39 protein-coding genes are annotated in these 25,473 nt (G+C 51.6%); 9 read left to right on the forward strand and 30 right to left on the reverse strand.

The features are described 5' to 3' along the window. Position 1: 1 nt before the first annotated feature. From NHG65_RS09195 to NHG65_RS09260, 14 genes are all read right to left on the reverse strand, one after another. Positions 2-601, reverse strand: coding sequence for a phage tail protein I (locus NHG65_RS09195; RefSeq protein WP_499183189.1), 600 nt, complete (start codon positions 599-601; stop codon positions 2-4). Then, positions 594-1,502 (reverse strand): baseplate assembly protein, encoded by a 909-nt coding sequence (locus NHG65_RS09200; RefSeq protein WP_499183190.1) that lies wholly within the window; start codon positions 1,500-1,502, stop codon positions 594-596. Before NHG65_RS09200 ends, NHG65_RS09195 begins: the two co-directional genes overlap by 8 nt. Next, the gene (locus NHG65_RS09205; protein WP_112362410.1) at positions 1,502-1,849 is read right to left on the reverse strand and encodes a GPW/gp25 family protein; all 348 of its coding nucleotides are present in this window, start codon (positions 1,847-1,849) and stop codon (positions 1,502-1,504) included. The genes NHG65_RS09200 and NHG65_RS09205 overlap by 1 nt, the downstream gene beginning before the upstream one ends. Continuing rightward, on the reverse strand, positions 1,846-2,484 hold the full coding sequence (locus NHG65_RS09210; protein WP_499183191.1) for a phage baseplate assembly protein V: 639 nt from the start codon (positions 2,482-2,484) through the stop codon (positions 1,846-1,848). Before NHG65_RS09210 ends, NHG65_RS09205 begins: the two co-directional genes overlap by 4 nt. Before the next feature lie 95 nt (positions 2,485-2,579). After that, complete coding sequence (locus NHG65_RS09215) at positions 2,580-3,035, reverse strand: phage virion morphogenesis protein (protein ID WP_499183192.1); 456 nt, start codon at positions 3,033-3,035, stop codon at positions 2,580-2,582. Next, positions 3,023-3,490, reverse strand: a complete 468-nt coding sequence (locus NHG65_RS09220; RefSeq protein WP_128864228.1) for a phage tail protein — start codon at positions 3,488-3,490, stop codon at positions 3,023-3,025. The genes NHG65_RS09215 and NHG65_RS09220 overlap by 13 nt, the downstream gene beginning before the upstream one ends. A gap of 8 nt (positions 3,491-3,498) precedes the next feature. Continuing rightward, positions 3,499-3,936, reverse strand: a complete 438-nt coding sequence (locus NHG65_RS09225; protein ID WP_499183193.1) for a lysis protein — start codon at positions 3,934-3,936, stop codon at positions 3,499-3,501. Continuing rightward, complete coding sequence (locus NHG65_RS09230; protein ID WP_499183194.1) at positions 3,933-4,418, reverse strand: lysozyme; 486 nt, start codon at positions 4,416-4,418, stop codon at positions 3,933-3,935. The genes NHG65_RS09225 and NHG65_RS09230 overlap by 4 nt, the downstream gene beginning before the upstream one ends. Beyond that, positions 4,418-4,684, reverse strand: a complete 267-nt coding sequence (locus tag NHG65_RS09235) for a phage holin (RefSeq protein ID WP_261142646.1) — start codon at positions 4,682-4,684, stop codon at positions 4,418-4,420. The genes NHG65_RS09230 and NHG65_RS09235 overlap by 1 nt, the downstream gene beginning before the upstream one ends. Positions 4,685-4,708: 24 nt before the next feature. Beyond that, positions 4,709-4,912: a tail protein X gene (locus NHG65_RS09240; protein WP_049211534.1), complete on the reverse strand. Its 204-nt coding sequence runs from the start codon at positions 4,910-4,912 to the stop codon at positions 4,709-4,711. Beyond that, the gene (locus tag NHG65_RS09245) at positions 4,912-5,433 is read right to left on the reverse strand and encodes a head completion/stabilization protein (protein ID WP_499183195.1); all 522 of its coding nucleotides are present in this window, start codon (positions 5,431-5,433) and stop codon (positions 4,912-4,914) included. The genes NHG65_RS09240 and NHG65_RS09245 overlap by 1 nt, the downstream gene beginning before the upstream one ends. Positions 5,434-5,526: 93 nt before the next feature. Continuing rightward, positions 5,527-6,183, reverse strand: coding sequence for a phage terminase small subunit (gene gpM, locus NHG65_RS09250; RefSeq protein WP_261147874.1), 657 nt, complete (start codon positions 6,181-6,183; stop codon positions 5,527-5,529). Positions 6,184-6,186: 3 nt separating this feature from the next. Beyond that, positions 6,187-7,269: a phage major capsid protein, P2 family gene (locus NHG65_RS09255; protein ID WP_442477094.1), complete on the reverse strand. Its 1,083-nt coding sequence runs from the start codon at positions 7,267-7,269 to the stop codon at positions 6,187-6,189. Positions 7,270-7,324: 55 nt separating this feature from the next. After that, positions 7,325-8,122: a GPO family capsid scaffolding protein gene (locus tag NHG65_RS09260; protein WP_499183196.1), complete on the reverse strand. Its 798-nt coding sequence runs from the start codon at positions 8,120-8,122 to the stop codon at positions 7,325-7,327. Positions 8,123-8,312: 190 nt separating this feature from the next. Between NHG65_RS09260 and NHG65_RS09265 the strand changes: the two genes are divergently transcribed. Together NHG65_RS09265 and NHG65_RS09270 are read left to right on the forward strand one after the other, a co-directional pair. Beyond that, complete coding sequence (locus NHG65_RS09265; protein WP_442477092.1) at positions 8,313-10,082, forward strand: terminase large subunit domain-containing protein; 1,770 nt, start codon at positions 8,313-8,315, stop codon at positions 10,080-10,082. After that, positions 10,083-11,120: a phage portal protein gene (locus NHG65_RS09270; protein WP_499183197.1), complete on the forward strand. Its 1,038-nt coding sequence runs from the start codon at positions 10,083-10,085 to the stop codon at positions 11,118-11,120. It abuts the gene before it with no gap. A 709-nt stretch (positions 11,121-11,829) separates the two neighbouring features. Here the strand turns inward: NHG65_RS09270 and NHG65_RS09275 are convergent. Genes NHG65_RS09275 through NHG65_RS09305 form a run of 7 tightly spaced genes read right to left on the reverse strand, consistent with a single transcriptional unit; the run spans position 11,830 to position 17,349 of the window. Next, positions 11,830-12,174: a hypothetical protein gene (locus tag NHG65_RS09275; RefSeq protein ID WP_499183198.1), complete on the reverse strand. Its 345-nt coding sequence runs from the start codon at positions 12,172-12,174 to the stop codon at positions 11,830-11,832. Position 12,175: 1 nt separating this feature from the next. Next, positions 12,176-14,656, reverse strand: coding sequence for a replication endonuclease (locus tag NHG65_RS09280; protein WP_499183468.1), 2,481 nt, complete (start codon positions 14,654-14,656; stop codon positions 12,176-12,178). A 38-nt stretch (positions 14,657-14,694) separates the two neighbouring features. Continuing rightward, positions 14,695-15,102 carry a phage protein NinX family protein gene (locus NHG65_RS09285; protein ID WP_499183199.1) on the reverse strand — a complete coding sequence of 136 codons (408 nt, stop codon included), beginning with the start codon at positions 15,100-15,102 and terminating at the stop codon, positions 14,695-14,697. Beyond that, complete coding sequence (locus NHG65_RS09290) at positions 15,099-15,461, reverse strand: hypothetical protein (protein ID WP_499183200.1); 363 nt, start codon at positions 15,459-15,461, stop codon at positions 15,099-15,101. The genes NHG65_RS09285 and NHG65_RS09290 overlap by 4 nt, the downstream gene beginning before the upstream one ends. Further along, the gene (locus NHG65_RS09295) at positions 15,458-16,276 is read right to left on the reverse strand and encodes a Dam family site-specific DNA-(adenine-N6)-methyltransferase (protein ID WP_499183201.1); all 819 of its coding nucleotides are present in this window, start codon (positions 16,274-16,276) and stop codon (positions 15,458-15,460) included. The genes NHG65_RS09290 and NHG65_RS09295 overlap by 4 nt, the downstream gene beginning before the upstream one ends. Next, positions 16,273-17,127: a 3'-5' exonuclease gene (locus tag NHG65_RS09300; protein WP_499183202.1), complete on the reverse strand. Its 855-nt coding sequence runs from the start codon at positions 17,125-17,127 to the stop codon at positions 16,273-16,275. The genes NHG65_RS09295 and NHG65_RS09300 overlap by 4 nt, the downstream gene beginning before the upstream one ends. Before the next feature lie 3 nt (positions 17,128-17,130). After that, the gene (locus NHG65_RS09305) at positions 17,131-17,349 is read right to left on the reverse strand and encodes a TraR/DksA family transcriptional regulator (protein ID WP_499183203.1); all 219 of its coding nucleotides are present in this window, start codon (positions 17,347-17,349) and stop codon (positions 17,131-17,133) included. Here NHG65_RS09305 and NHG65_RS09310 point away from each other — a divergent pair. Further along, positions 17,314-17,481 carry a hypothetical protein gene (locus NHG65_RS09310; protein WP_499183509.1) on the forward strand — a complete coding sequence of 56 codons (168 nt, stop codon included), beginning with the start codon at positions 17,314-17,316 and terminating at the stop codon, positions 17,479-17,481. The two genes, NHG65_RS09305 and NHG65_RS09310, sit on opposite strands and share 36 nt — an antisense overlap. 23 nt (positions 17,482-17,504) lie before the next feature. Here NHG65_RS09310 and NHG65_RS09315 read toward each other — a convergent pair whose 3' ends face one another. The 7 genes from NHG65_RS09315 to NHG65_RS09345 form a co-directional block, all read right to left on the reverse strand. Then, positions 17,505-17,690 (reverse strand): ParE family toxin-like protein, encoded by a 186-nt coding sequence (locus NHG65_RS09315; protein ID WP_390900490.1) that lies wholly within the window; start codon positions 17,688-17,690, stop codon positions 17,505-17,507. A gap of 32 nt (positions 17,691-17,722) precedes the next feature. After that, positions 17,723-17,923: a hypothetical protein gene (locus NHG65_RS09320; protein WP_261279108.1), complete on the reverse strand. Its 201-nt coding sequence runs from the start codon at positions 17,921-17,923 to the stop codon at positions 17,723-17,725. An 82-nt stretch (positions 17,924-18,005) separates the two neighbouring features. Beyond that, positions 18,006-18,314, reverse strand: coding sequence for a hypothetical protein (locus NHG65_RS09325; RefSeq protein ID WP_261279109.1), 309 nt, complete (start codon positions 18,312-18,314; stop codon positions 18,006-18,008). A 108-nt stretch (positions 18,315-18,422) separates the two neighbouring features. Continuing rightward, complete coding sequence (locus NHG65_RS09330) at positions 18,423-18,695, reverse strand: hypothetical protein (protein WP_261279110.1); 273 nt, start codon at positions 18,693-18,695, stop codon at positions 18,423-18,425. Then, positions 18,692-18,904 carry a hypothetical protein gene (locus tag NHG65_RS09335; protein ID WP_499183204.1) on the reverse strand — a complete coding sequence of 71 codons (213 nt, stop codon included), beginning with the start codon at positions 18,902-18,904 and terminating at the stop codon, positions 18,692-18,694. The genes NHG65_RS09330 and NHG65_RS09335 overlap by 4 nt, the downstream gene beginning before the upstream one ends. Before the next feature lie 9 nt (positions 18,905-18,913). Continuing rightward, positions 18,914-19,117, reverse strand: a complete 204-nt coding sequence (locus NHG65_RS09340) for a DNA-binding protein (protein ID WP_261279112.1) — start codon at positions 19,115-19,117, stop codon at positions 18,914-18,916. An 11-nt stretch (positions 19,118-19,128) separates the two neighbouring features. Continuing rightward, on the reverse strand, positions 19,129-19,320 hold the full coding sequence (locus NHG65_RS09345) for a hypothetical protein (protein ID WP_499183205.1): 192 nt from the start codon (positions 19,318-19,320) through the stop codon (positions 19,129-19,131). Between the two features lie 84 nt (positions 19,321-19,404). Between NHG65_RS09345 and NHG65_RS09350 the strand changes: the two genes are divergently transcribed. The 6 genes from NHG65_RS09350 (at position 19,405) to NHG65_RS09375 (ending at position 23,702) form a co-directional block, all read left to right on the forward strand. Then, a complete protein-coding gene (locus NHG65_RS09350; protein ID WP_261279113.1) occupies positions 19,405-19,746 on the forward strand; it encodes a helix-turn-helix domain-containing protein in 342 nt (113 codons plus the stop codon). Continuing rightward, positions 19,743-20,156 (forward strand): hypothetical protein, encoded by a 414-nt coding sequence (locus tag NHG65_RS09355; RefSeq protein WP_499183206.1) that lies wholly within the window; start codon positions 19,743-19,745, stop codon positions 20,154-20,156. The genes NHG65_RS09350 and NHG65_RS09355 overlap by 4 nt, the downstream gene beginning before the upstream one ends. Then, on the forward strand, positions 20,156-21,163 hold the full coding sequence (locus tag NHG65_RS09360; RefSeq protein WP_261279115.1) for a phage integrase: 1,008 nt from the start codon (positions 20,156-20,158) through the stop codon (positions 21,161-21,163). Before NHG65_RS09355 ends, NHG65_RS09360 begins: the two co-directional genes overlap by 1 nt. A 16-nt stretch (positions 21,164-21,179) precedes the next feature. Continuing rightward, positions 21,180-22,148, forward strand: a complete 969-nt coding sequence (locus tag NHG65_RS09365) for a DUF4062 domain-containing protein (protein ID WP_499183207.1) — start codon at positions 21,180-21,182, stop codon at positions 22,146-22,148. Between the two features lie 176 nt (positions 22,149-22,324). Beyond that, on the forward strand, positions 22,325-23,275 hold the full coding sequence (locus NHG65_RS09370) for a DUF4062 domain-containing protein (RefSeq protein WP_499183208.1): 951 nt from the start codon (positions 22,325-22,327) through the stop codon (positions 23,273-23,275). A gap of 229 nt (positions 23,276-23,504) precedes the next feature. Beyond that, positions 23,505-23,702 (forward strand): hypothetical protein, encoded by a 198-nt coding sequence (locus NHG65_RS09375; protein ID WP_499183209.1) that lies wholly within the window; start codon positions 23,505-23,507, stop codon positions 23,700-23,702. Here the strand turns inward: NHG65_RS09375 and NHG65_RS09380 are convergent. Further along, the gene (locus NHG65_RS09380; protein ID WP_099061659.1) at positions 23,689-23,919 is read right to left on the reverse strand and encodes a biofilm development regulator YmgB/AriR family protein; all 231 of its coding nucleotides are present in this window, start codon (positions 23,917-23,919) and stop codon (positions 23,689-23,691) included. The genes NHG65_RS09375 and NHG65_RS09380 overlap by 14 nt on opposite strands. Positions 23,920-24,163: 244 nt before the next feature. Beyond that, on the reverse strand, positions 24,164-25,306 hold the full coding sequence (locus tag NHG65_RS09385; RefSeq protein WP_219015894.1) for a MurR/RpiR family transcriptional regulator: 1,143 nt from the start codon (positions 25,304-25,306) through the stop codon (positions 24,164-24,166). Positions 25,307-25,473: the final 167 nt, after the last annotated feature.

Below are 25,473 nucleotides of genomic sequence, written 5' to 3' on the forward strand. Positions count from 1 at the left end.
TTTAATCCCCGGAATAGTGGTAATCGCCGCTGAAACTTGCAACGCCGTTATATTTAACGCTGTCGTCCGGCTCGTAATCGGCAGGGTAGACAGTGACGATATCGCCGTCATGCACTGAGACGGCGGAATAGATAAAGCCGCTGACCTTCGTCGTGATACTTAATTGTGCAATGTGTCGGCTGACGGGTCTGGCATCACCGATAAGCCGTTCAAGCTCACGGACAATTTCCTCTGTGATCCCGACGTCGTTCACGTCGATAGTGAGACGGAACGTGCCGCGCGGGTCTGCGACCTGCCACCATTCCGCGATTGACATTGAATAGCCCATCGCCTCAATCACGCGCCGGATGGCGGCTATCGTTCCCTTGCGGCGATGGATATAAAAGGCGTCTTTGACCGCTTTGCGCTTTTCCGCTGGCGTCCATTTCTCATCCCAGCGATCGACCGAAAAGGCCCAGGCCAGATAGGGCAGGAACTTGACCGGGCACCGGTCTGGGTTCCACAGGTCACGCAAGGGGACGGCCAGATCACTGATGCCGGCGCAGGCTTCTGCCGCGCGTCGTTCAAGCGGGGAAGAACCGGACGGCAACAGGCTATTCATCGGAACCGCCAATCCTGATGCGATAATCGGTACAGTTGGCCGCCTGGGTGCGGTCTAACACCACGTCAGCCAGCGGTGCAGCCAGTTCAACGCGTTGTACGCCCTGCGTATGCAGTGCCGCATAGATGGCCGACAGGCGAATATCGCGGCCTAACCGGCGCTGCTCGTTGATGTAGCTTTTAAGGCGCAGTTCAGCATCGGCCATAATGGGTTCGATTGCCGGGCCGGGGTAGACGTACAGCGTGGCGTCGATCTGGTAATTGACGATTTGGGCAGATTGCACGGTCAGCCGGTCGGCTACCGGACGGACTGCCTCGTCATTCAACGCAGCGCTGACGGTGGCCAACAGTTCGGGGGATGCGGTGCCGTCACCGTCGCGAGACAATACGCTGATTGTGACTTCTGCCGGTGCCGGACTGATGGCGGAGGCATCCGCAACTTTGCCGTCCGCACTTTGTGCATGAAACTCATACGCCCCGGTCGGGCCGGCGACGCTCATCCCTTCAAAGGCCGCTGGGATGCGCTGGCGGTAATCGGCGTCCGACTCCTTCACTTCCTCAACCGGCGGGATAGCTTCGTCATCTGCCGGGACGATCGTTAATCTTGGCGTGTTGTTGTTTGCACCAAGCTGTTCAAGATCATTGCCGATGGCGTAGGCCACCATGACCGCCTGCGCAGCTTCGTTGACGCGCTGGCGCAATAACATCTCCCGATAAGCTGACTCTTGCAGGATTTTGACGATCGGCTCTGACTCAAAAGCCAGGGTACGGCGTACCGCCTCCCGTTCTTCTTCGGGATACAGGCTGATTAACCGCTCTTTTCGTTCGGAAAATAGCGTCTCAAAATCCAATGCCTCAATGACATTGGGACGGGGGAGTTGGCTCAAATCAATGGTGGCCATTATTGCCCCCTGACAGGTAATGAGAACTGGATACGCCCGGCGGTGTCCGTCCGGTTGCCGACCAAATCAACCACCATTTCCCCGTCAACGCTGGAAGCGAGATTGATCGCAGTGAGGGAAATGCGGGTTTCCCAGCGCAGAACTGCGCCATAAATGGCGGCCATCATTTGGAGGTTCAACGCGGGGTTTTGTGGCTGGTCAATCAGGGTCGATAGCTGCGAACCGTAGTCACGACGCATGACACGACTACCGACAGGTGTGATCAAAATATCGCTGACCGACTGGCGGATGTGTTCGATCTCGCTGATAGCCTGGCCATCGTTACGGTTCATGCCGAGATACATCATGATGCTGGCCCCCCGGTGTTACCGCCGCCGTTCTGCACGTTGCCGTGATAATGGATGTGGATGATCACGCCGTTGGAATTAAAGCTGCCGCCGGTGTGGGTGATATTTCCGTACATTTCGCCGCCGTATTTGAGCAACAGTGAGCCGGCAATCAATTTATTGGTGCATTCCACCACGGGCGCATCCAGGGTGATCATCTGTCTGGCCGTCACCATCACGACGTTGGCGGTGGCGCTGATTTTTTCAGATGCCTGAATATCGGCGTGCTTCATGCCTATTGCTGTCAGGGTGCCGTTATCAGGCTCGTACTCAATAACAGCGCCGTCGGGGAAATCCAGGCGAACAGCATCGGGTGACGCCGAGGCGGCGGGATACTGATCTGAAAATACGCCCGGCAGTACAAAACCGGTGGTCAAATCACCGAAGATGCTCAGCACGATCACCTGTTCACCAACCGACGGAGCAGACCAGAAGCGCACGCGACCGGCACGCAGCGTCAACCAGTTCAGCCAGTCGGTTTCATTTTTCCCGATCTTCACGCGGCAGAGGCCTTTGGCCGTGTCCACTTCGGAGACGGTGCCAATGCGCACAATGTTAGCCAGGAGGCGTTTTAGTTCGGCGATGGATGCTTTCATGCTGCCAGTGTGCCGCGTGCGGGCGCGTGGGGCATTTTGTGTGCTTTGTGCCAGCGATGGCACAAGGCGGTAGCGTGGTCAGTAAGGCGGGGTGATTATTTGGCGATGTGCGTTAACGCCAGATCCTTAATCCATTCAATATCGGCATCGGTGAAGCCCAGTAACTGCCGGCGTGCATAGCGCACGGTGGGGCCGTCTGGGCTGACTTTATCCCGCAGGCCATAATGGTGGACGACGGATAAATTGGTCACACCGGGGGCAAACGTTACGGCGGCTTCATCGGTATTGGATTCGGTTTTCATAAAACGTGCGGTGCGCAGCCGGGTAAACATCTTGCGGCGGATGCGCCCGTGTTTGTCCCGCCGTTTGTTTTTACGCGGTATGTACGGCGAACCGTCCGGGTTCTTCTGTTCCTGAATGTGTTTTTGCTGGCGCTGGCGCAGCTCTTTGGCCACCTGACGGGTAAATACCTGGCGGGACTGCGGGGAAAGCTGCTGGAGCAATACAGACAGCGTTTCGTCCAGCGCCTGGAAGTCGCTTAAGCTGCCCATGCTGCAACCTTGCGGCCTTCCATCCAGATCTCATAACTGCTGAGATCACTCGGCGGCGGTGCTGGCTCATCCACATGCCTGACGTTCAGCTTGCCATTGTCCTCGCTGACGATCACACGTTCGGTCAGTTTCAGATCAATGCTGATATCCCGCGCGGCATTATTCAGGAAATCGGCTTCAAAGGTGAAGCCATCGCCGCGTTTATCCGGGTTGGCCATGATGTCGGGCTGATGGGTACGCAACCAATGCAGGATGGGCACGATCAACAGATTGGCGTCATCGGCATAGCTGGTCACGATAAGGTTCAGCGTGTACTGATATTCAAAAGACAGCGACGGGGCCAGGGTGGAATAAATTACCCCTTTATCAATGAAAATGTGCAGGCAATCGGGATTTTGCTTCACATACTTTACGGAACCGCTCAGGGCTGCGCGAAGTGAGTCCGGTTTTAACATGATCGCTCCTACGGTTGCGCCAGGCAGACGTTGCGGATGTAATCTTGCAGGCCGGCTATTTGGCTGCTGGCGGTTTCGATTCGACTTCTGAGGGTGTAATAATCCCGCTGAGCGGCGTCAGTAAGTCGGGGGCCGTCTGCATCAGCCAGGCCGGCGGCGGTGGCGGTTGGGCATGTGGCGCTGAGCCGCAGCCGGCGACGACCATCGGCAACATCACGCTGCAAATCATCAATTTTACTTTTCGCATCGGTTAATTCCCGGCTTCGGTTTTCGTCTATGGCAGCAACAGCACGCTGCGTCTTGTTTTGCCAATTAATCTGGCGTGTCAGCTTACCGTTGGCATCCTGCAATGTGTCGCGAACCTGGCGCAGTCCCTGATTGCTGTAGAACAGAAAGGCCAGCAGGCAGATCAGGATCAGGACGACGACGGCAATCAGACGGGTCATTTTTGCCCCCAGGTGCAGACCTCATGCTCTATATCGCGGCGGTTCATCAGGCCTTTCCACGGTTTTCCGCCGGCGTAAATCCACTGGCGAAGGCCAGTACACGCGCCGGCTGCGTCGCCTGCGTTCAGCTTGCGCAGCAGGGAAGAATGCTCAAAAGCGTAAACACCCACGTTGTAGCTGAAACTGATCAGCGCGGCTTTTTGGTACTCCGTCGCCGGAACCTTTACCGACCGCTCAACCGAACGGGAAAAGGGGATCAGGTCTTTATCCAGCATGGACTTGCATTGCGCCAGGCTGTAGCGCTTGCCGGGGATAATGTCGGGGCCGGTGTGGCCGTAGCAGACTGTCAACACGCCGGCAACGTCGCGGTAAGGTTCCAGCCTGACGCCTTCCAGTTCGGGGATCATCAATGTGGCGATCGCCAGCGCGCCAGTACCGGCAGCGCCAAGTAAACTTTTCCGCAAGGTAGATGACATCGTCATTATTCGGTCTCCTTACGGAACAGACGGCGCTTTACCGGCGGTTCGGTGATGATCCCGGCGCTCACCCCTTTCTCATAGGCTTTGGTGCGACGCCAGTCAAAATAGGTCTGTGTGAGATAGGTGATCAGGCCCAGGATAAAACCGCCGATCACTGCAACCTGATTCCAGTCCACATGGCGGAACCAGTCGACAAGGCCGCCGGTGCAGAGTCCGCCGGCAATGCAGTAGTTAAGACCGGCGGCAAGTTTTTCCGTCATAATTTTCATTCTCCACCTCCCGCCCGCAGGGGGTTAATCCCATAATTGAAGGGTTTGCACCGATGCGGCCTGAATGATATCCGGCATGTCTACCGGGCAACCGTGGGGCAGAATTGGCCCCCGATCGGCCAGGCCCGGATTGCTCAGCAATACCTGCTCGGTGACACCCTGTGTTTTGCCGTAATAGCGCTGGCACAGTGCATCAACGGTGTCACCCTGGTGCGCATAGACTTTCATCAGATCAACTCAATCGTCATGCGCGGCAGTGCCTGGCAATCATTAATGGCCCAATCCGCATCCCGGCGCAGGTCATCAACGGTTGGCTCCAGCGATTCGGCCCGCTTGTTGCCTGAATTGGTGGCGTCAAAGCTGCGAAAGCGCTCGGTAAGGCTGGCCTGTGTCAGACAAAACACTGCGCGGCGGTAAAGCTGTACGCGGGTGCTCTCATCATCCAGACGGTCGGCAGGAACCTGATCCAGCGCGCTATATCCCGCGCTTTGTTGCTGTTTTCGCCAGTTGGCCAGGCGATCGTTAACTTCATTGATGGCATTGCGGGCAGCTTCCAGCAGGCGCGGCTGTGTGATCGTGCCGTCCTGGCGCATATCTTCCCGGTACTGTTTCAGGTCGATATCCGGCCAGAATCCCGTATTTTTGATCACTGTGCTGGCCGGTGGCACGGGAGCCGGTGTTACATCAATTTCCAGATTGTTGCCGGGGTTCTGGTCGCCCGGTGCGGGTTCAATCGCTATGCTGACCATGGTTTTTTCTCTGTGAGTCGGGCGGTGGACGGGAGCGTTGATGCGGTTAAAACCTGTCGCGGCTCCCGTGCCGCCCTCGCCGGGGGCGATTCGTTAACTTCCTGCCTGAATGATTTTTTCCAACTGCTTGATATCTGTTTTCACGCCAGAGTTTTCATCTTTCAGCAGGGCTTTTTTTAATGTGTCCAGGGCAAGCACGTTGTCACCGTCTTGACGCAGGGCATACCCTGCGAATTTATACAGCCGGGCTTTGACCTTGTCCGGCATATCCTGTCCTGTGAGCAACTGCTGAGCGCGGAGTAACTGCGCGGTATCCAGCGGCTTATTGGCCGTCATGCTGCGTTGTGCGGCGGCGGCCAACTCTTCGGCAATCAGGCAGCCGGTAGAACGTTCGAAGCCGTCCGGGGCGACCAAATCATGCTTGACCGCGTATTCGCCGATATTCAGCGCGGTTTCCATGTCGCCCACGTCCAGCAACCAGACCAGCACGCGCATCAGAATGGCGTCCTGCCTGCCGGCATCACTTTGCAGCACACCGGCCACCCACGGCATGTAAGTGGGGATCATGCTGCGTTTCAGTTCCGCCTTGGTGTCGTGGGACTCAACACCGCTCAGCCTGGCTAAGTCCTGCTGCATCTTGAACAGCAGCAGGTCATAGTTGCCCAGGTGACTCAGGCTGGCCGCCTCACTCAGCGAGGAGGATTGCTGCGCAGCGATATATTGCTTATGCCTGCGTGCCGGACTGGTCATGGATTATCCCTCTGGGTTCGCCGGTTCTTGCTGAGATACTGGCGGTACAGCCGCAGGTTTCAGCATTTCGATGTTTTCGATCAGCGCGGCGCATTGGTAATCTTCCACCACATACGCCTCGTTGACCGATTCGTAGTTTTCAATGCGATCGCGCTTCGGGTTGTCGATGATATGGCGGCGGCGGGTGCCGTCCTGCCAGTAAATCGACAGGTTATCCAGACGGGTGATCAGAATGGTGTTATCCGGGAAGGAAGGGACGCGCACCGCCTGCAACCCACCAATGCGTTTTTGCGAGATAATGACGTCCGCCGCCAGCATTTCGCTGTTTTCCTGCTCTTTGTTGACGATCGGGAAGTATTTATCCGCCAGCAGAGAGCGGCCCACGATGGCGACCAACTCGGTATCGTCCTGGAACCAGGCGGCGATCAACTCGTTAACGGCATCCATAACGAGGGCGTCCAGGTTGTGATAGTCGCCAGTTTTGCCGATGCGGATTTTTTCTGACACGACAGCGCCAGCCTCATCCAGAATTTTTGACATCACCTGATCCGGCGCGCCTTTGCGGATTTTTTCCAGCCAGCCAATATTCACGTCCTGCAACAGCTTGTTGACGGTGAAATCTGACGTTTTCGCACGCTTCACACCGTTCCAACCGATCATGATGCGATCCAGCGCCTGGCGTTTCACAATCTGGTTGCGAATTTTGACCTGAAAATCCTTGAACTTGGCCCATGAATCCAGTTTTGAATACTTCAATGCGGTGTCAAAGTTGGTCTGGGTACACATGTAGCCTTGTTCATCCAGGCTGGTTGGATCGATGGGTTCACGGTCTTTTTCATCGGTGTTGGTGGTGCTGGCAACCGGGCGATCAATCCCCAGGCCGATTTTGTCACCGCTTTGCTCATCAACCGGGACAATATTGATTGTTTTCAGGAAACCGCTGCTTTCCTGGATTTTTTCTTCCAGGGTTTGGCTGACGGACGGCTCAACGGTGAACTTTGCCGCCACATCCAGGGCATCAATGCCGTTGATGTTTGCAATCTGGTTCACATACTTCTTGTACTGCTCACGGGTTACCTTTCTCATTTCTCTTTTCCTTTAATCGGCTAGAACGGTGCTATCACCGCCTGTAATTGGTTGCTTAACAGTCGGTTAGCTCTGCGCTTTCGCCACCCGTTGACAGATCGCGACGCTTGTCGCTGCGGTCGGTGGTGCTGAGTTTGGTTTCCAGACCAGAAAATGCCGTCTCGCTGGCGGTTAGTCGGTCTGTCAGCTTTTGAATGGTGTCTTTCATGCCATCCAGACCGGAAAGTTTTTCCTCGGCCTGCTGCTGCCTTTCGGCGACCAACTCCACGGCCTGATGAACATCGATAAAGCGCGCATCATCAGAGGCCTGCCGTTTGCTGAACATGGCTTTAATGCTGGCGAGCAGGTTCGGTTTGTCGGTTTCCGGCGTTTCGAATTCGAGGGTGGTTTCTTCGGCGGCAGAGAAAAACAGGCCTTGCTGTGCCAGGTGATTTGAGCTGAATTTCATCGCTTCACTGCCGAGTGATGCCGGGTTATCCGTGAACGCGAGGCCGGTCAGATAGGCTTTGTTGGTATCAGCGAATTTTTCGTAATACTCAATGCTGGTGAAAATCTTCTGGCGTTTATTGTTCAACTGCACCAGGCCATCCGTCGCGTCAACCTGGGCGTAGAGCGCCAATTTGCCTTTTAGCGGGCCATCGCTGATTTCATCGGCACTCAGGGATAGCACATCGCCATAAGCACAGAAGGTGCTGTCAGGAAAAATGCTCAGGTAATGCTCAAGATTGACGCGCGCCGCTTTGAATTGCTGGTTATAGGTTTCGGCCATCTCTTTGATGTGCTGGCGCTGGATCTGACGGCCATCACTGGTTGCCCCCTCGACGGCGACACGGAAAGATTTTGAAATTGGCATTGGATAAGCCCCGATCATGTAAGCGAATGTGGCCGGTGTTGGCCGTGTTTGGCTTATGTTGGCGGGGGGCTGGAATGGGGACAACGCGGCGGCCTTGTGTGGTCAATGGCACAAGGTGCATTAAGGGTGTTGGCGGTAGCGGGTAGGTAGCCTTTCGGCATTGAAACGTTGAAATTCAGGCTGATTACGCATGAGTGCTATTACTATCAGTGCCGATTTGGATCCCCGTCGTCAAGCGATGTATCTCTACTGGCAGGGGCTGCGAGTGACCCGCATCGCCGAGATGATCGGGGAGAATCCCGTCACGGTACACAGTTGGAAACGTCGCGACAAGTGGGACGATTACGGCCCGCTCGACCAGATGCAAATCACGACCGCCGCCCGGTATTGCCAACTGATCCTAAAGCCGGAGAAGGAAGGGCGCGACCTCAAAGAAATTGACCTGCTGGCCCGCCAGGCGGAGCGACACGCCCGCATAGGGAAATACAACGGCGGCGGGAATGAGGCCGATCTTAACCCCAACATTGCCGCCCGTAACGCTGGCCCGCGCAAACGCACGCAGAAAAATGCCTTTACGGATGAGCAACACGCCCGGCTGAAAGAAATCTTTCTTGAACAGATGTTTGAGTATCAACGCAGTTGGTACCGGGCTGGACTGTCGAAAGAATTCCGTATCCGCAATATCCTGAAAAGTCGCCAGATTGGCGCAACCTACTATTTTGCCCGTGAAGCCCTGATCGACGCCCTGGACACGGGCCGCAATCAGATGTTTGTTTCTGCCTCGAAAGCGCAGGCGCACCAGTTCAAAAACTACATCATGGCCTTTGCGCAGGAGGTTGATGTTGAGCTGCGCGGAGAAACGATCATTCTGCCAAACGCGGCGGAAATGCACTTCTTAGGCACCAACTCCAACACCGCCCAGGGGCGACCGGGCAACCTGTATCTGGATGAATATTTCTGGATCCCGGGCTTTAAGAAGTTGCGCCGGGCCGCATCGGGTATGGCGTCGCAAACGCGCTACCGCTCAACGTACTTTTCTACCCCGTCCAGCATGACCCATGAAGCCTATTCATTCTGGAATGGCACGCTGTTTAACAAGGGGAAATCGAAGGACAGACGCCGGGAAATTGACGTTAGTTATAAACGCCTGGCCAGTGGCCTGCTCTGTGAAGATAAGCAGTTTCGCCAGATTGTCACCATTGAGGATGCGTTACGCGGTGGCTGTGACCTGTTTGATCTGGATGAATTGCGCGAAGAGAACAGTGATGAAGACTTTGAAAACCTGTTCATGTGTAACTTCATTGACGATACCGCGTCGGTGTTCCCGATGGGGGAAATGCAGCGTTGCATGGTCGACAGTTGGGAGCACTGGACTGACGTCAAACCCTTCGCATTACGCCCGGTGGCGGCGCGGGAAGTCTGGATCGGTTATGACCCGGCCAGTTCTGAAAACGGCGATAGCGCAGGTTGTGCGGTTATCCTGCCGCCGCTGATTGCGGGCGGCAAGTTCCGCGTGCTGGAGCGCCATCAATGGCGCGGCATGGATTTTTCCGCCCAGGCCAAAAATATCAAGGCGCTGACAGAGCGCTACAACGTGACCTATATCGGCATCGATAACACCGGCCTTGGCCGTGCAGTGTCGCAACTGGTGCGCCAGTTCTTCCCGGCGGTTAACGCCATCAACTACAGCCTTGAAATGAAAACCGACCTGGTGCTGAAAGCCCGCGATGTGATCCGCTCTGGCCGCCTGGAGTTTGACGCCGGTGCGCTGGATATCGCCCAGGCGTTTATGTCCATCCGCAAGCAGATGACCGCAACGGGCCGGCGGGCAACCTACGTCACCAGCCGCGCCGAAGGCGTCAGCCACGGTGATGTGGCCTGGGCGGTCATGCACGCCTTATTCAATGAACCGCTCGAAGGGGCAACCGGTAGCAATACAGGTTTTATGGAGATTTTTTAAATGAGCAAACGCAACCGGGGCCACAAAAATACCCAGCCGATCACGCAGAAACAAAGCGGCGCGCAGCATGTAGAGGCCTTCACCTTCGGCGACCCGATCCCGATGCTGGATCGGCGTGAAATCCTGGACTATCTGGAGTGCAGCATTGTTGACCGTTGGTATGAGCCGCCGATCTCTTTCAGTGGCCTGGCGAAAACGTTCCGCGCAGCAGTGCATCACAGTTCACCGATCACCATGAAGCGCAATATTTTGGTAAGCATGTTCAAGCCTCACCGGCTGCTGTCAAAGCAGGATTTTAGCCGCTATGCGCAGGATTTTATGGTGTTCGGCAACAGCTTTATTGAGGGGCGCTATAACCGGTTGGGCGGCCTGATGAAGCTGGCCCCCAGCCTGGCGAAATACACCCGCCGTGGTGTTGAAACTGACTCTTACTGGTTCGTGCAATCATGGATGGAGCCGCATCAGTTTGCGGAGGGTTCTATTTTTCACCTGATGGATCCTGATATTAACCAGGAGATTTACGGCGTTCCTGAATACCTTTCCTCACTTAACTCTATCTGGCTGAACGAGGCGGCGACGCTGTTCCGCCGGAAATACTACCTCAACGGCAGTCATGCCGGGTTTATCCTGTACATGAACGATGCGGCGCACAAGCAGGAGGATATCGATAACCTGCGCAAAGCGTTGAAAGAGTCAAAAGGGCCGGGTAACTTCCGAAACCTGTTTATGTATGCCCCTGGAGGTAAGCCGGACGGGTTACAACTGATCCCTCTGGCCGAGGTCGCGGCAAAGGACGAGTTTTTGAACATCAAAAACGTGACCCGCGATGATCAGCTTGCCGCCCAGCGCACACCGCCGCAATTGATGGGGATTTTGCCGAACAATACCGGTGGTTTTGGGGATGTAGAGAAAGCCGCACGGGTTTTCGCGATTAACGAGCTGGCCCCATTGCAGGAACGGCTATGCGAACTTAACGAATGGGCAGGGGAAGAAGTGATCAGCTTCAAACCCTATGAGTTGTTGAAGCCTGACGCTTAATTTACTAGCTTAATAAGTTAGTAAATTAACATGTTACCACCTTAACCGCCGAAAGGCGGTTTTTTGCGTTCTTATGCAAAATTATTCATATCTAGCTTCCTGATTGCTGGAAGGTGTGACATGTCACAGGCATTTTATTTTGATTAAAATGACATGTCACACGACTGTTGAAAATAAAAATGTGACGTGGCAGGATAACGTCAAGTCGCCCGGCGTGCTCTATGTCGGCACTCAACCCGCAATAGCGGTTTTTGCAGAGATCGAAAGTGATTCTTTGCCAAAAAAACGCCGCATATCCTAAGTGCAACAATCTGCATAGTTCCCTGCATACCTAATCACCCCTCAAAGCCGCAGCATGCAAGGCTTTATCACTTTTTTCCTACTGCATGAAAAGTGAATTCTTAAGTATGCAGCGCGGGGGCGGGGGGGACGGCACGGATTAGGGGATCGATGGAGATCGTTTCCCTTCGTTATGGCCGCAAAAGACCGCCCCCGTTGCATGGTTGCAATCGTGGGCGGCGATCGGTTTCGTGGTGTGAACGATGATGCAAAGAAAAAGCGCCTCGCTACGTGGCGTAGAGGCGCTTTGGTGGGAGCGGTAATATGCAGGTTTTTATGTCTCCGGGCTGGCGTTATTCATTTTTGTGAATATTAATTCATTTTGATTGCGTCATTTCTCCGGCGCTGCTATTCTCGACTGGCGAAAGTTCTACAGCGTTGTCAGCATCAGCTTTTTGTAACCGGTGGTCTGCCAACACTGGGAATCACCCTGCATGCAGCAGCCACCTGGATCACCTGGCAGCATATCGCCACACTTCCCGCAACTGCTTTTGCGCAGTTCTGCCACCTGCTTATGCAACAGCTTATTGTCCTGGCGGATAAGGCCGATCAAGTATTCCGTTACCTCATAGGGTTCTCGTGCAATCCTGCGTTGCTCGCAGCCTTCCAAAATCATCGCCATTTCCTGACTGTCCACGCGCAGGGTGATCGTGGTGATACCTTGCGCTTTATCGCGCTGGCGTTGGGTGCGTTTACGTTCTGCGGATGTGGTCATGCTATTCCTCCGACTCCTGTTTTATTGCTTCTTTTCTCAAGTAGTTGCCAACAATGCGTGTTTGTTCTGGTATCTGTTGATGCCATAGCGCATTAAGACGCGTTAATGCAGTAGAGACGGCTGGTGCTGGTTGCGGGTACAAGCAACCGTCAGCCCGTGCCCGGTAGCGTTGACCATCAATAATTACCGTTGCTCCATTGGCGAGCGATTTCAAAATGCAGGCGTCCAGGCTGAAACCGACGGACTCGGCGAAGCTGTCAATCTGGCGCTCCAGCTTGCTGAGTGGTCGCTTGATTGTGTTAATGCCAGCGCTGGCCGTGGATGGCCGGTGATTTTCAGCCTCCTGGCCATCATCCAAACTGAAATAAGCCAGGGCACGTTGCTCTTGCTCGTGGCGCACTTGTTCCCGCCACCGCTTATTGCTGGCTGGATCTGGCAGTACCGACCTTATTGGTGGCAAATACTGCCCCTCATCTGGCAAAGAGAACCCCTCGGCGACTGCCATAAATGGTTTTTTCACTGGTTCTTGCGGTGCGCTGCGTATCCGCCGGAGCATCAACCGCCGTTCTTTGTCGGTTATTCGCTCAAAATCGATGTTTTCAGGCGATGGCGGCGGCTCCTTAAGCTGTTTGGTTTTTAACCTTCCCGGCTGCACCGTACAGTTATTGACAGAACTCCGAGAGGGCGCGGGCGCGCCCTTAAGGTCAACGGCCAGGTCAACGGCTCGGGCCGGAACAAACTTCCATTCCTTTGTGCGGGTGATGATCGGCGTGTCGATGCCGACCTGCGGGGAAAATACGCCCCGAATTCGGATCACATCTTCGCCATAGTCGTTGGTGGTTTCTGCCGGTTCATAATAGGTGCGGACAATCAGATCATCACGGCGGACGAATGGGCCGCCCTGGGCGTTGACGTATTCAGCCCAGTGGCCATAGTCGGCAGCATCATGCACGGCGGCAAAGTCGACGCTAAGGCCAACGGCAGTTTCATGATCTGACATCTTTCGCAATTCACGGAACACCGTTACCGGCGCGCCGCCAATAAACTGGAATTGACGAATGCGCCACCGGGCTGCCCAGGCGGAAACTGCCGGGGCGACCTCCTTCAATTCCTTGCCGCTGTCGTCGTCCAGTTCGCCATCAAGCGCATATCCGTCGATATTCTTTGATATATATTTAGCTATGTAACCGGTGGCGCTGCCTTTTTCTGGATCAATGGCCTCGGCGTGGAAACGGGCTTTTCTTGACCGCTCGCTATACAGTTCGTCGGCATCTTCTACGCAAGCATAGGCGCGCAGGATGTCGCGCACCTGGCCAACTACCTCTGGGCGCATGAATAACAGCATGTGCCAGTGCGGTGTGCCGTCGCCGTGTGGCTCTGCTACGCGGATCCCGAAGATACGGATCCCTTTACGGTGCAGCTTAGCGCGGGCGCGCTCCCACACATTACGCAGATAACGTTGAGTTTCGTCCGGGCTGGCTCCGCACCATTTGCGATTGCGGTGGCCATGTCTGTTGGTGGCATGGAAGCGGGAAGGAGCCGTGATGGTGTAAAACTCACCTATGAATCCCATTTCATTACAAATATCCTCAAAACCACGAATGCGGTTCATCAATTCGCAACGACGGATGGCCGGATTTGCAACGCTGTGATCGTACTTGTCGATCAGCGAAAAGCGATTGCCTTCTTCGTCTTCCAGATTCATTGATTTTAAGAATTCACGGGTGCGCCGCTTCTGTTCCCTCCAATCGCTGACGGTTGGCCGACTGGCGTAGGGGGTGGCTTTTTTGCTGACGTGGCCAATGGCAATATGCAGGTGCTCTTTCCAGCGGTCGGCATGGCGTCGCAAACGGCGCAGCCACCATTCCTCTGACATCATGCGCATGACTTCCGGCTTGGTATTTTCAACGGTCATCTTCGACCGGTCAGACAGGTAGGTTTCCCACAGTGGCGGCTTTTGCTTAAACCGGCGGGTAAGTGCGGCGGCCCCTTTATATAGCGCCATCACGCTCAATAATTCAGAAGATTGGCCAGTCTCCTCATCTACTACGCTCAGCTCTTGTTTGATGACAGCGGCGATATCTTTCGCCAGTAGTTCAATGTCAGATCGCCCGGAGTCCGGAAGACGATTAAAGCGGTGGCATAGTGCTGCATCGCTGTTGTTATCGGAAACGCGGTATTTTTCACTGACGAGATCAAGCCGTGGCAATACACGTTCAACAAAGTTTTTCGTTAAGTATGTATTACCCCGGCGGATGCCTTGGGATTCTTCCAGCTTGCTGATGTGGTAGCGCACATCACGTTGGATCAGCTGTGGTTGCAGTTCTAGCAGATGATGAGCGCGCAGGGTGGCGGCGATCTGTTCTTCGCTCTGGCTGTCTATTTCGGCTGGGCGGTTGAGCGACGGGTCGATCTCCGGGCGCGGCGCGTTCCATGAATAGGCCCATTCAAAAGCAGGTGCGCCGCTGCCAGGGTATGGCAGCGGCGGGGATGGTGCTATGCGTCCGGTGTGCTTACGCGTCACTCGGCATTACCTGGCATTATTTTTTCTATCCAGCCGATGTTGACATCATCAATTCGTGCCGACGATTCCCGCATCATCAGGAAGACGATCATAGCCGCACGTAGTGGGCGATCTGCCAAGCTGGTAAACTCATGCCCAGTTGGGGCCTGTGCTTTGCACCATTCTTTGATGCCGTTGCTGGCGAACTTGATATTAATTTTGTGCCTAACGACGATCTCCCATGAGTACGCCGGAGATTTACAATATTCCGGCAAAACCTCTCGGTGGCCGTCTTTTGTTTTGGCGATGTAGTTATAAGTGCCGTCGAGGCCATCGACCCAGCCAACGCCTTGGAAGGTATAGCCAAGGGTGTTAGCCACACGTTTATTTATTTCGAAGTCGCTTAACTGGCTGTAATCGGTCATTGTTCAGCGCTCCCATCAACCTCAACGTTAAAACCGGCATCGCGGATGGCAGTCGCACAGTCGTTTATTGTTCCTTCCTCAGCAGCAGCAAAACCTTGGTACCAATCTTCAGTTGATCCTAGTTTCGAGCGCCTCGGCAGCTTTACCGGTACTGCCAATTTGTTTTCGAGTGCAGTTATGCGCTTATCTTTTTCCTCCAATTCTCTTATTTTTTGATTACCCACAAGAACGAGGCAAAGGCGCTCTTTTTCGGCATTGGTGAAATCCCCCCATACGGTCACATCGCCAACTTTTACTGCTGGTCTACCAAGGAATAACTTGCTGATTTTATCGGTAATAACATTGATAACTGCATTCATACTGATGCCCCCATAGTTGCGATGATCTCACCGGCGCGAGTGCGGCCAGCGGCATTGGCGCTGACTGAACGGCGGGCGGTTGTAGTGGTGATATTGAAATCGGAATACAGCGCAAGAGCAGCGGCTGTTTCGCTGTTTGATGCCACAACGTGGCGGCCACGGCGGGCGGCAATGCGCAGCATGCGGGCCAGCTTTCGCTGCTGTTCGCTGGTAAAACCGTCGGTGTGGTAACTGGTAAAATTGGCGGATTTTGATGCAGGGATGTAGGGCGGATCGCAATAAATGACATCACCAGCCTGTGCCATTCGGATCGTCTCTTGGAACGTGCAGCACAGGAAAATGGCTTTCTTAGCCTGCGCTTTCTCAGCGAATGCGTGGATTTCGTCTTCGGGGAAATAGGGCGCTTTTCGATGACCGAACGGCACATTGAAATCACCGCTAAGGTTATAGCGGCAAACACCGTTATAACCGTGGCGATTCAGATAAAGGAACTGCGCCGCGCGATACAGGAAGTTGCTGTCACAACGCAGGTTAAAATCAGCACGGACTGCGTAATAACCAACTTCGTCGGCCTGTTGTTTAAACAGATTCCGAGCCTCCCTAATCAGTGCAACAGGCTGGTTTTTGGCGACGTTGTGGAAGTTGATCAGATCGCTGTTGATGTCACAAAGCAGATAGCTGTCGTAATCGGTATTGAGGAACACCGCGGCGGAGCCAACGAACGGCTCAACCAGGCGCTTACCCTCTGGCAGATGCTGGCGCAGTGTGTTGATGATACTGGCTTTGCTGCCGAGCCATTTCAGCGCGGGCCTCATGCGTCACCTGCTTTCGCTGAAATGTCAGCAACGGTGAAACCTGTGAGTTCGTTACCTTCGTACACCGCTGCGAGTACATCAGGGAAAATTAGCGCATTGATAATACCGATCAGGCCGACGATATAAGCGCCATCAGCATGCTGGCCAACGGTAGCCGTAGTCATTCCAGCGAAGTATTCAGAGCATTCAACGCGATGATCGACCAACGCGGTGATGGCGTCGGTGTCTGCCTTAAATAACTGTTGAAGGGTATTGACGGCTGACTGCGCGTTTAGCTTTGTAGAGGCTTTGCCGCCTATGGCCATTGCCTTGATAACGCCGAGCGTGGTCAGGCAATCGGAAAGTGCGCGGTGTGCCGTTCCTTCAATTTTGACGCCCTGCTGATCCGCTGCTGCGGTCAGCCTTTGCCATTTGTAAGTGCCACGACGCTCATCTGTAACGCCGTAAAACTCTGCATACGCGATCATTGCGCAAGCAAAATCAGGATGGCCTTTGACATCAAATCTTGGCGTCACACCCCATACTTTATCGGTCTGGATAAGCAGGCGGAGATCGTAGTCTTTGTTATAAATTACAACCGTTTTGCCACCAACCAAGGTGCAAAACTGCGCACAAACCATTGGCCAAGTTGGTGCATTTTCTACCATGTCGTTGGTAATGCCGTGGATATCGGTCGCCCCTTGAGGGATGGGATATTTGGGTTTTACCAGCGTATTAAGCAAAACTTTTCCAGTACAATCGATAAGGCAGATTTCTACGATCTCGGCATCTTCACCAAGGCCGGTTGTCTCTGTATCCAAGATCACGCTGTTCTCAGCAATCCATTTATTTGCGTAAAATTGTGGCGTCATAACTTACCCCTTCATGTGTCGTGATTTGGCTTCGCGATGTTCCTGGCAGTGCACGCAGGTAGTGACACCATGTATCAGGCGGCGGCGCGGCTCAGGAATGGCTGTGCCACATTCTTCGCAGCGGAATGCAGAAGGCCCGCAAGGCTGCGGGCGGGCGTTTTTGATTTGTGCGTCAAGGATTAGCTGGTGCCGTTCCTGCGCCATGTCGATTTGATCAGCCATCAGGCGTCCTTAGTCGTAATTACGTTCTTCGGGCTGCAAAAACTTCCGATTAAAAGCCCGGCAGAACTTGCAGTAACGGTAGGCAAACAGACCGACAAGCCCGAAAGCTATGACGGCCCAGAAGGTGGCTAGGGCAAATGCAACTGTGAAACCTGTCATTTCCGGTATTCCACGTTGTATGTTTCGTGAGTCATTAACCGCCAATCCTTGCCGCCGTTTTTACTCAGCAAGCGCCAGCGATAGCCAATATCTATTTTCAGGTAGCCGTGTGGCTTAATACGGCGAAATACTCGATTGCCTCGGCGAAACTGAGTTAATAAAGAAATGGCTTTGCGGTAGATGTCTGGATTGGTAGCGGTGCCAGCAAGTGTTATCACAGTGCAGCCCCCTGGGATTTACTGGCCCCAACATTTTGACGGGCACTTATCCAGCTTTTCAGCATGGAAATAATTTGTTCACGGGTAGCGTTGTCGGCTTCCAAACGCTCAATCCGTGTGCTTAACAGCTCAAGAAGTTGCAACCGCGAGGCGCGGCGGGCTTCTGTTAGTAGCTCCATTAGTTCAACATCGTTCATAGCCCATCCTTAATTCAGGGTGTGAGAAACCCGCCACCGTAGAGGCAGCATTGATTTTCATTCATTAATTAGGCGTGGTTTATTAGTCGCAATCGCCCAGATGCATTAATGTGGGAATGGTAAGGCTTAATTTTTGGAGTGCTTTAATACCGCGATAAATAGCCCGACGTTCAGCAATGCTCATATCTTCAAACTTCATATTTATGTGCTGTGCTGTTAGCTCTACGCGGCTATTTGTATTTGCCAATGTGCAGATGGCTTTTTTTTCTGCCTTCATTAACTTGTCATAAAAACAGGCTGTATGATTTTTATTCCTTGCGTTAGCAAGCAATTGCTTGGCGTTATTAACGAACTTTCCAGCCGATTTAACTTGTTCTGCCGTCATGCTCATAAAAATACCTCATACTTTATTGCCTATTTGGTAGCGCACCCTGTGACGCCAATCACCCACCATTAATGGAAAGGTGCGCTACCAGATAGGGCCGGGCTTTCCCGGCAATCAGATGAAACGCGGTGCTTCGCGTGGAAAGGGGATATCACCGTTATTGCAGCGTGACACCAATCCATCAATAACAGCAGCGGCTACGCCGTCGCCTGATGCTTCTGCGGCGCTCAATAATCCGGTGAGTCCAATACTTAGGCGGAATGCGTGGTCATTCAATGAGACGGCGCGGACTGCTGGAGCTATTGCACTGGCCGCATTAATATTTTGTGCCTTGCCGTGATATTGCGTAAGCAGGTCGTTAACCAAAATGATATAAGCCTGTTTCATGCTGCCACCTGGTGTTGTGCGTAAAGTTGGTCGATATAGCCGGTTGCCTGCGCTTGCGCATCGAACAAGCCGTAAGACTGATCACCCTGGCTGACTTCATACCTGGCAGACGGTGTTACAGCCGTGCGTGGGCGGTAAGTAATGACAAAACCGCGATAGCGTGATGAATTGCGGCTTATTTTGGTGATAGCGTATTCAATTGGCTGCATTTTTCCGCCTCAACTGTTGGCTATTGCATCTTTCAGCATGGCGACGAGATTAACTTCGATCTTGTCCTTCGGATTCACCTTCGGACGGATGATTATTCGGCCATCCCTAACCATGCGCCGACAGGTGCCGATCGGTAACTGCGTCATTTCCGCATAGGCATCAAGGGAAACGTAGCCGGTAGGAACGGTGATGTTTATCGTGGTGTTCCCCATGACTTACCTCGTCACTCAGCCAGGATTGATTCGATGCCGCGCAGGTATACCAGGCGCGCCATGCTTGAAATTGAACGGCTTTCTTTAGCTGCAATGGCTTCCAAATCCGCACGCTCAGAGTCTGATAGGCGCATAGGGATCGGATTTTTTGCAGCGATTCCGCCCGGCAAACGCGAGCGCGGCGCATGATTGACTTGTTTCATAGTGTTATATTGTGATCCACTAGTTATCCATGACATTCATTAGACACAAAATTTTGTGTCTTGTAAATAGAGGGTCACAAAATAATGTGTACTTTGGGTGCGCGCTTGCGTGAAGAAAGGGGACGGTTAGGGTTAACTCAGGCCGAACTAGCTGAAATCGGTGGGATTCATAAAAACTCTCAAGGTAACTATGAGAATGATGTTAAGTCCCCGGACTCTAAATACCTTTCTGCGATTGCTGAGCATGGGGTTGACATACTTTATGTTGTTACCGGAATCAAAACCCCTCAACCTGATATATCTGTCGAAGAACAAAAATTAATTGAAAATTACCGCGCAATGGATGACGCGGCACGCTTAAACATACAGGCGGTTGGCGATTCGTTCGCGCATTCAAAACCAATCAAAAAGGTTGAGGGACAATGAAAGGATTTAACACCCACTTAGCACTTTTATTTAAGAACGTAATTTTTATATTTATAACTCTGTTGGTGTTTAGTGCTAATAGCGTGCAAGCTAAAGGCTGGTATCAAGGAGGAACGCTGCATGAGGCTAATGCTATTACTTGGCAAAAGGCAACGCAGCAAGACAAGCTTGCAACCTGCGCTGATTTCATTGCTGGGTTGTATAGCAAAGATTTGTTGGTGCCGGAAATAAGCGAAAAAATGAAATCAGTCGATGATTTCAAACCTTATGCTTCTGAATTAGTAAAACAACTTGATGCTGCTTTTGCACCAGAACCAGACCCGGCTCAGAATAAGAAAATGTTTACTAACCAAACTGTCAAATCAACAGCAATGATGCTCATGGTCATGATGAAGTGGGTACAAAATTAATGGCTGTCAGCAAACTTCCGTCGGGGAAATGGTTGTGCCAGTGCTTCCCATACGGGCGTGACGGGAAGCGTGTTCGAAAGCAGTTCGCCACGAAAGGAGAGGCGCTTTCGCATGAGCGCCGCCTCATGGCCAATAAAAAAGCCGTCGAAGTTGCAAACGGTGCGGTTAAATTGGCCGACCTGATCCAACGTTGGTATGACATGCACGGTAAAACGCTGACGTCCGGGGAATCGCGACTTTCGAAACTTCAAGCCATTTGCGAACGATTAGGCGACCCTATGGCGCATGAGGTCGATAAAAATATGTTTGCCGTTTACCGTGAGCGCCGGCTGGCAGGAGAATGGCTTGCAAAAGGTCGAAAAACGATAAAAGAGGCAACTGTTAATCGCGAACAGTCATACTTACATGCCGTTTATTCGGAGCTGAAACGCCTGGGGGAGTGGGAGGGCAATAACCCGCTGGACGGTATCCGCCAATTTAAAGAGGGTGATCAGGAGTTGTCATTCCTTTACCCTGATGAAATTAAGCGGCTATTGGCGGCCTGTGATGATTCGGAAAATAAAAGCCTCGGCATTATAGTTCGCCTTTGCTTGGCTACGGGCGCGAGGTGGGGTGAGGCTGAGTCAATGCGACAATCTCAGGTATTGCCTGGGCGCGTGTCGTTTATTAACACCAAGAGCAACAAGAACAGAACGGTTCCCATATCAAAACTATTGCAGAGCTTGTTGCCGAAAACACGCGGTTCGCTTTTCACTACATCCTACGACGCTTTCAAACATGCCCTAAAAAGGGCTGGTATCGAACTGCCAACCGGACAGCGTACGCATGTGTTGCGCCATACTTTCGCCAGTCATTTCATGATGGGTGGCGGAAATATTTTGGTACTGCAACAGATTCTTGGACATAGTACGATCATGATGACAATGCGTTATGCTCACTTTGCCCCCGATCATTTAGATGCGGCTTTAAAATTAAATCCATTTGATAAATTATCTTCATTAACATAAATAGTTAGGATGCTATATGAGAAAGAGATTACAAGTATTTATATCTTCAACTTTTACTGATTTAATCGAAGAAAGACAAGCGGCAGTTTCTTCAATATTGAAAAATGGCGACATACCAGCTGGTATGGAGTTGTTTACCGCTAGCGATAAAAGTCAATGGGATATAATAAAGCGCTGGATTGATGAGTCTGATGTTTATATTCTTATTCTAGGTGGGCGGTATGGTTCAATAGAACCAGAGTCCGGGCTTAGCTACACCGAACTTGAATACAATTATGCGCTAGAAACTAACAAGCCACTTTTCTCTATTGTTATTTACGATCATGCGCTTGAAAGTAAAGTTAAAGCCCTAGGGCAAAGTGTCATGGAGCTGGACAACAGGACTTTATACTCAGAGTTTAAGAAAAAAGTAACGTCCAATATGGTTTGTTTTTTCGAAGACACGAAAGATATTAAGCTTGCCGTTATGGAAAGCCTACCAAGAATAGCCAGCGAAAGGCTTCTTACGGGATGGATTTCCGGTGCTGATGCGCCAGACACTACTCAGCTCACAACTGAAATTACTAAGTTGAATGAGGAAAATAGAAAACTGAGAAAGGAAAGGGATGCTTTTGAAACGAAATTAAAGCGTGCGTCAATTCATAATGATGAAGATGAGTTCAAGGATATTGATAAAGAATTCTCTAAGAAAAAATTAATACTGAATGCAGAAGCATTTAATAAAGAAAAGGATACAGAAACAGACTTGCTAACTATTGTTAATCACCTAAAAGAAAAATTAGTGGCAGGATTTACCACCAAATTTAGTCAATATGATAGTGTCAATTTTATTGTTGATAATGTTATCCCGATACTAGTAACTTATGGATTAGCCACATATGAAAAGATGGCTGGTACACAGAGCCGGAGAGTGGTGATGACACCAAAAGGGTTAGGTTACATTAAACATCTAACTAAAAATCATGACCTAGAAAAAAAATCTTAAAATGAGGGAAAGGAAAGTGACACACTCCTTTCCCAATGGCAACGCAAACACATATTACTTTATGATTTTTAATGGTGAGTGTAAGTAACTGAATTTTTATGCTTAGTAAAGTTAAATGGATGTGTGATTTTTTAGATTAATTATATGTGGCTAAAATAGTTAGGGGCAGTAATAACATGAAAAAATATCAAGTTTTTATATCTTCCACATATGTAGATTTGAAGAAGGAACGTCAAGCGGCAGTATCTGCTATTCTCAAAAGTGGACATATCCCTGCGGGGATGGAACTTTTTACCGCAGGGGATAAAAATCAATGGGATACAATCCAGAAATGGATAGATGAGTCTGATATTTATATGCTTATCCTCGGTGGACGATATGGCTCCATCGAGCCAAAATCCGGAAAGTGCTATACTGAATTAGAGTTTGATTACGCGGTAACAAGCGGTAAACCACTTTTCTCAGTTGTTATAAAAGATGAATTGTTAAAAGAAAAAGTCAATGAAGATATTGATTTTGCCGAGAGAGTTAATTATCAAAAGTGGGTTGATTTTAAAGAAAAAGTAACATCGTATATGGTTAGTTACTTTAGCGATGAAAAAGATATTCGCCTAGCTGTTTTAGAGAGCTTGCCTGAGCTTGCCAAGCGTGAGAATTTATCCGGCTGGGTATCAGGAGATGAAGTTCCTGATGCCAATGGTTTAATTTACGAAGTAAGTAAATTAAATGAAGAAATAGGCGCTCTAAGAAAAGAGAATGATAAGTTAAAAATAAGAAATAGAGGTGATGGTAAAGAGAAAAACTCGTTTGAGTTAATATCTAATTTGTTAAGTGAGAAAAAATATAAGTTTGATGAAGAAACTTATAACATTCCAGACGATCTTAATAGAACTGCGTTGCAAATCCTTACTTCATACAGGAGTTATTTCATTAAAGGAGTAATGGAGGGGGCCCACGGGACGAAAATGTTTGATTATATTATGAACTTTGTATTCCCTGTTTATATAACTCACGGGTTGGCAGAAATGGAAAAGGTAACCGGATTATCCCGCAGACGCTGTATCTTGAGCCAAAAGGGGCGGGATTTTTTAGCGTATTTAGACTTGAAGGACATCAAGAAGGATTGACGTGTAAATGGCAGCAAAAACAAACAATGCGTCATAACGAGCAATGATGGTGGTTCGATAACATGATGATTATTCGTAACTTATTGTTTTATATGAAAGGCTTGTATTATTTAAAATCCCTCGGCTTATGGCTGTGCGGGTTCAAGTCCCGCCCCGGGTACCAGGAAAATAAATTCAAGAATAACAAAGCAATAAGTAGTAATGTCGTAGCCGCCGTGAGGCGGTTTTTTTGTTTCTGACCCTCCCTTCGCCATACCCTCCTGATATCCCTTTACCCTATTCAAACGCCAAATCATTCCCTGACGGCCAAACGACAATCATCATTCTGGCCTGGCGAAACTACCCGGCCGTTGAGCCGGGGCTGTGCTTATCTGCGGCGGTGATGGAGATGATGGTACTGCATATGCCGTTCCTTAGCGGCCAGTGACGCCAATGACTTCGATTGCCGCTCGGTGCAGCTTTTGGCCGTAGTCATCGGGTTGTCTTTCGATCTCTTTGATCAGATAAGCGAGAATGTTTTGCTTGCTGATGGGTTGATTGGCGGAGAGCACCTGAATAATGCCCTTACCGAGCAAGTTGTAGATTTGTTCACGGTACGTCTCGATATCTTTATCGTTGAGACCGTAAAGGGTGTAATCGATCATGGAATTTTACCGCTGATGAAATTTAAAGCGCCAGCCGAAGCTGGCAGAGAAGCCATATAAAAAATAAAATCGTGCAAATTCCACTTAGGGTGATATCCAGGTGGGAGGTTAACGATAGCGTAGTAAGAATATTCCTATCAATAGGCAGCGGCAATCTGGATGGCTAATTAGGAAAATCCTCAGGTCGTTGCCCTGGCCTGACGTGCAGATCCTGAGGAAACCTGAACGGTGCGGCAGTGCGGATTTAATCTTCTGTTTGTGCGCCCAAACTCTCGGGCAGCAGCTGTGCCAGCAGCAGGTCCAGGGTCAGCATCAGCCCGTAGCGAGCAGCGCTGCCGCCACTGAGCGGCAATACCTTTTCTGCCAGCGTCGCCAGCGTGCTACCTGCCGGGGTCAGGGCGATGCGATAAGCCCCCGTGGCGCCGGCCAGCCTGGCGGCATTGAGCAAATCGGTATTTTCCCCACTCATCGACAGCAATATCACGCACTGCTGTGTGCTCAGAGTAGAGGCGGTCATGCGCATCAGTGCCGCATCCTGGCAGGCAAAGGCAGGGTAGCCCAAACCCACCAGGCGTTGTTGCAGCTCGTTGACGTACAGCGCCATGCTGTTTACGCCAAAAATATGCACACTTTTGGACTGGCTCACCTGTTGGCTGGCGTCGATTAACGCCGAATGCTCTACCTGTTGCAGCTGTTGATGCAGCGTAGTCTCCACGTCGTTGACGCGTTGCAGCCACAAACGCGGAGGCCCATTGGGCGTGGATTGGGTGCTCAAATAGCGTGAGCCACTGACGCTGGCCTGCGCCAGCTTCATACGCAGATCGCGAATATCATCACAACCGATGGTTTTGGCGAAGCGGGTGATGGTCGCCGGACTGACCCCAGCCTGACTGGCCAGTAGCTCTATAGTGGCGGAAGAGGCGAAGGCGATATCGTCCAGAATGGTCTGTGCGACCTTGGCTTCCTGCTGACTGAATTGGTTTTGCCGCGCGCGGATCTGATAGACGATGTCGCCGATATCTTCACAGCCGATGGATTTGGCAAAGCGACTCAAAGTCGTGGGGCTGACGCCGGGCAGCTTGCCAATACCGGCGGCTGAGGCGAAGGCGATATCCATGCCGCCCAGCACGGGTTGTGCTACTGCTGCCGGCTGGTTTGCCGGCACAGGTTGGGTACGCATCAGCGAGATAAAGTCGTTAAGATCCTGGCAGCCCAGGGTTTTAGCAAAATGAGCGACGATCTCGGTACTGACGCCCGCTCGCTCCGCCAACTGTTCAATGGTCGCCGTTGAAGTGAAGCTGAGGTTGTCCAGGATAGTCCGGGCAATTTTCGCCTCCTGGCGGCTGAACGGACTCTGGCGAAACTGAATGTGGTAAACGAGATCCATGACTGCAGTGTCCCTTCTGTTATGCCAACCGGCACCTGTGCTTCAAGCTAGCCTGTTTTTCGCACGGCATAAAGCGATAACCCGCAGAATAAGCCAATGAAAATAATTTTCAATATGCCCTATTGGAAAACACGATGCTGCTCTCAATGTTTATTCGCTGGTTATTT

Origin of the sequence: Serratia myotis (assembly GCF_027474885.1) — a bacterium.
GTDB lineage: Bacteria > Pseudomonadota > Gammaproteobacteria > Enterobacterales > Enterobacteriaceae > Serratia > Serratia proteamaculans.

Excerpts from the sequence above, each read along its gene's own strand:
- NHG65_RS09195 (WP_499183189.1), bottom strand. The coding sequence starts at position 601 with ATGAATAGCCTGTTGCCGTCCGGTTCTTCCCCGCTTGAACGACGCGCG.
- NHG65_RS09200 (WP_499183190.1), bottom strand. The coding sequence starts at position 1,502 with ATGGCCACCATTGATTTGAGCCAACTCCCCCGTCCCAATGTCATTGAG.
- NHG65_RS09205 (WP_112362410.1), bottom strand. The coding sequence starts at position 1,849 with ATGATGTATCTCGGCATGAACCGTAACGATGGCCAGGCTATCAGCGAG.
- NHG65_RS09210 (WP_499183191.1), bottom strand. The coding sequence starts at position 2,484 with ATGAAAGCATCCATCGCCGAACTAAAACGCCTCCTGGCTAACATTGTG.
- NHG65_RS09215 (WP_499183192.1), bottom strand. The coding sequence starts at position 3,035 with ATGGGCAGCTTAAGCGACTTCCAGGCGCTGGACGAAACGCTGTCTGTA.
- NHG65_RS09220 (WP_128864228.1), bottom strand. The coding sequence starts at position 3,490 with ATGTTAAAACCGGACTCACTTCGCGCAGCCCTGAGCGGTTCCGTAAAG.
- NHG65_RS09225 (WP_499183193.1), bottom strand. The coding sequence starts at position 3,936 with ATGACCCGTCTGATTGCCGTCGTCGTCCTGATCCTGATCTGCCTGCTG.
- NHG65_RS09230 (WP_499183194.1), bottom strand. The coding sequence starts at position 4,418 with ATGACGATGTCATCTACCTTGCGGAAAAGTTTACTTGGCGCTGCCGGT.
- NHG65_RS09235 (WP_261142646.1), bottom strand. The coding sequence starts at position 4,684 with ATGAAAATTATGACGGAAAAACTTGCCGCCGGTCTTAACTACTGCATT.
- NHG65_RS09240 (WP_049211534.1), bottom strand. The coding sequence starts at position 4,912 with ATGAAAGTCTATGCGCACCAGGGTGACACCGTTGATGCACTGTGCCAG.
- NHG65_RS09245 (WP_499183195.1), bottom strand. The coding sequence starts at position 5,433 with ATGGTCAGCATAGCGATTGAACCCGCACCGGGCGACCAGAACCCCGGC.
- gpM (WP_261147874.1), bottom strand. The coding sequence starts at position 6,183 with ATGACCAGTCCGGCACGCAGGCATAAGCAATATATCGCTGCGCAGCAA.
- NHG65_RS09255 (WP_442477094.1), bottom strand. The coding sequence starts at position 7,269 with ATGAGAAAGGTAACCCGTGAGCAGTACAAGAAGTATGTGAACCAGATT.
- NHG65_RS09260 (WP_499183196.1), bottom strand. The coding sequence starts at position 8,122 with ATGCCAATTTCAAAATCTTTCCGTGTCGCCGTCGAGGGGGCAACCAGT.
- NHG65_RS09265 (WP_442477092.1), top strand. The coding sequence starts at position 8,313 with ATGAGTGCTATTACTATCAGTGCCGATTTGGATCCCCGTCGTCAAGCG.
- NHG65_RS09270 (WP_499183197.1), top strand. The coding sequence starts at position 10,083 with ATGAGCAAACGCAACCGGGGCCACAAAAATACCCAGCCGATCACGCAG.
- NHG65_RS09275 (WP_499183198.1), bottom strand. The coding sequence starts at position 12,174 with ATGACCACATCCGCAGAACGTAAACGCACCCAACGCCAGCGCGATAAA.
- NHG65_RS09285 (WP_499183199.1), bottom strand. The coding sequence starts at position 15,102 with ATGACCGATTACAGCCAGTTAAGCGACTTCGAAATAAATAAACGTGTG.
- NHG65_RS09290 (WP_499183200.1), bottom strand. The coding sequence starts at position 15,461 with ATGAATGCAGTTATCAATGTTATTACCGATAAAATCAGCAAGTTATTC.
- NHG65_RS09295 (WP_499183201.1), bottom strand. The coding sequence starts at position 16,276 with ATGAGGCCCGCGCTGAAATGGCTCGGCAGCAAAGCCAGTATCATCAAC.
- NHG65_RS09300 (WP_499183202.1), bottom strand. The coding sequence starts at position 17,127 with ATGACGCCACAATTTTACGCAAATAAATGGATTGCTGAGAACAGCGTG.
- NHG65_RS09305 (WP_499183203.1), bottom strand. The coding sequence starts at position 17,349 with ATGGCTGATCAAATCGACATGGCGCAGGAACGGCACCAGCTAATCCTT.
- NHG65_RS09320 (WP_261279108.1), bottom strand. The coding sequence starts at position 17,923 with ATGAACGATGTTGAACTAATGGAGCTACTAACAGAAGCCCGCCGCGCC.
- NHG65_RS09325 (WP_261279109.1), bottom strand. The coding sequence starts at position 18,314 with ATGAGCATGACGGCAGAACAAGTTAAATCGGCTGGAAAGTTCGTTAAT.
- NHG65_RS09330 (WP_261279110.1), bottom strand. The coding sequence starts at position 18,695 with ATGAAACAGGCTTATATCATTTTGGTTAACGACCTGCTTACGCAATAT.
- NHG65_RS09335 (WP_499183204.1), bottom strand. The coding sequence starts at position 18,904 with ATGCAGCCAATTGAATACGCTATCACCAAAATAAGCCGCAATTCATCA.
- NHG65_RS09340 (WP_261279112.1), bottom strand. The coding sequence starts at position 19,117 with ATGGGGAACACCACGATAAACATCACCGTTCCTACCGGCTACGTTTCC.
- NHG65_RS09345 (WP_499183205.1), bottom strand. The coding sequence starts at position 19,320 with ATGAAACAAGTCAATCATGCGCCGCGCTCGCGTTTGCCGGGCGGAATC.
- NHG65_RS09350 (WP_261279113.1), top strand. The coding sequence starts at position 19,405 with ATGTGTACTTTGGGTGCGCGCTTGCGTGAAGAAAGGGGACGGTTAGGG.
- NHG65_RS09355 (WP_499183206.1), top strand. The coding sequence starts at position 19,743 with ATGAAAGGATTTAACACCCACTTAGCACTTTTATTTAAGAACGTAATT.
- NHG65_RS09360 (WP_261279115.1), top strand. The coding sequence starts at position 20,156 with ATGGCTGTCAGCAAACTTCCGTCGGGGAAATGGTTGTGCCAGTGCTTC.
- NHG65_RS09365 (WP_499183207.1), top strand. The coding sequence starts at position 21,180 with ATGAGAAAGAGATTACAAGTATTTATATCTTCAACTTTTACTGATTTA.
- NHG65_RS09370 (WP_499183208.1), top strand. The coding sequence starts at position 22,325 with ATGAAAAAATATCAAGTTTTTATATCTTCCACATATGTAGATTTGAAG.
- NHG65_RS09380 (WP_099061659.1), bottom strand. The coding sequence starts at position 23,919 with ATGATCGATTACACCCTTTACGGTCTCAACGATAAAGATATCGAGACG.
- NHG65_RS09385 (WP_219015894.1), bottom strand. The coding sequence starts at position 25,306 with ATGGATCTCGTTTACCACATTCAGTTTCGCCAGAGTCCGTTCAGCCGC.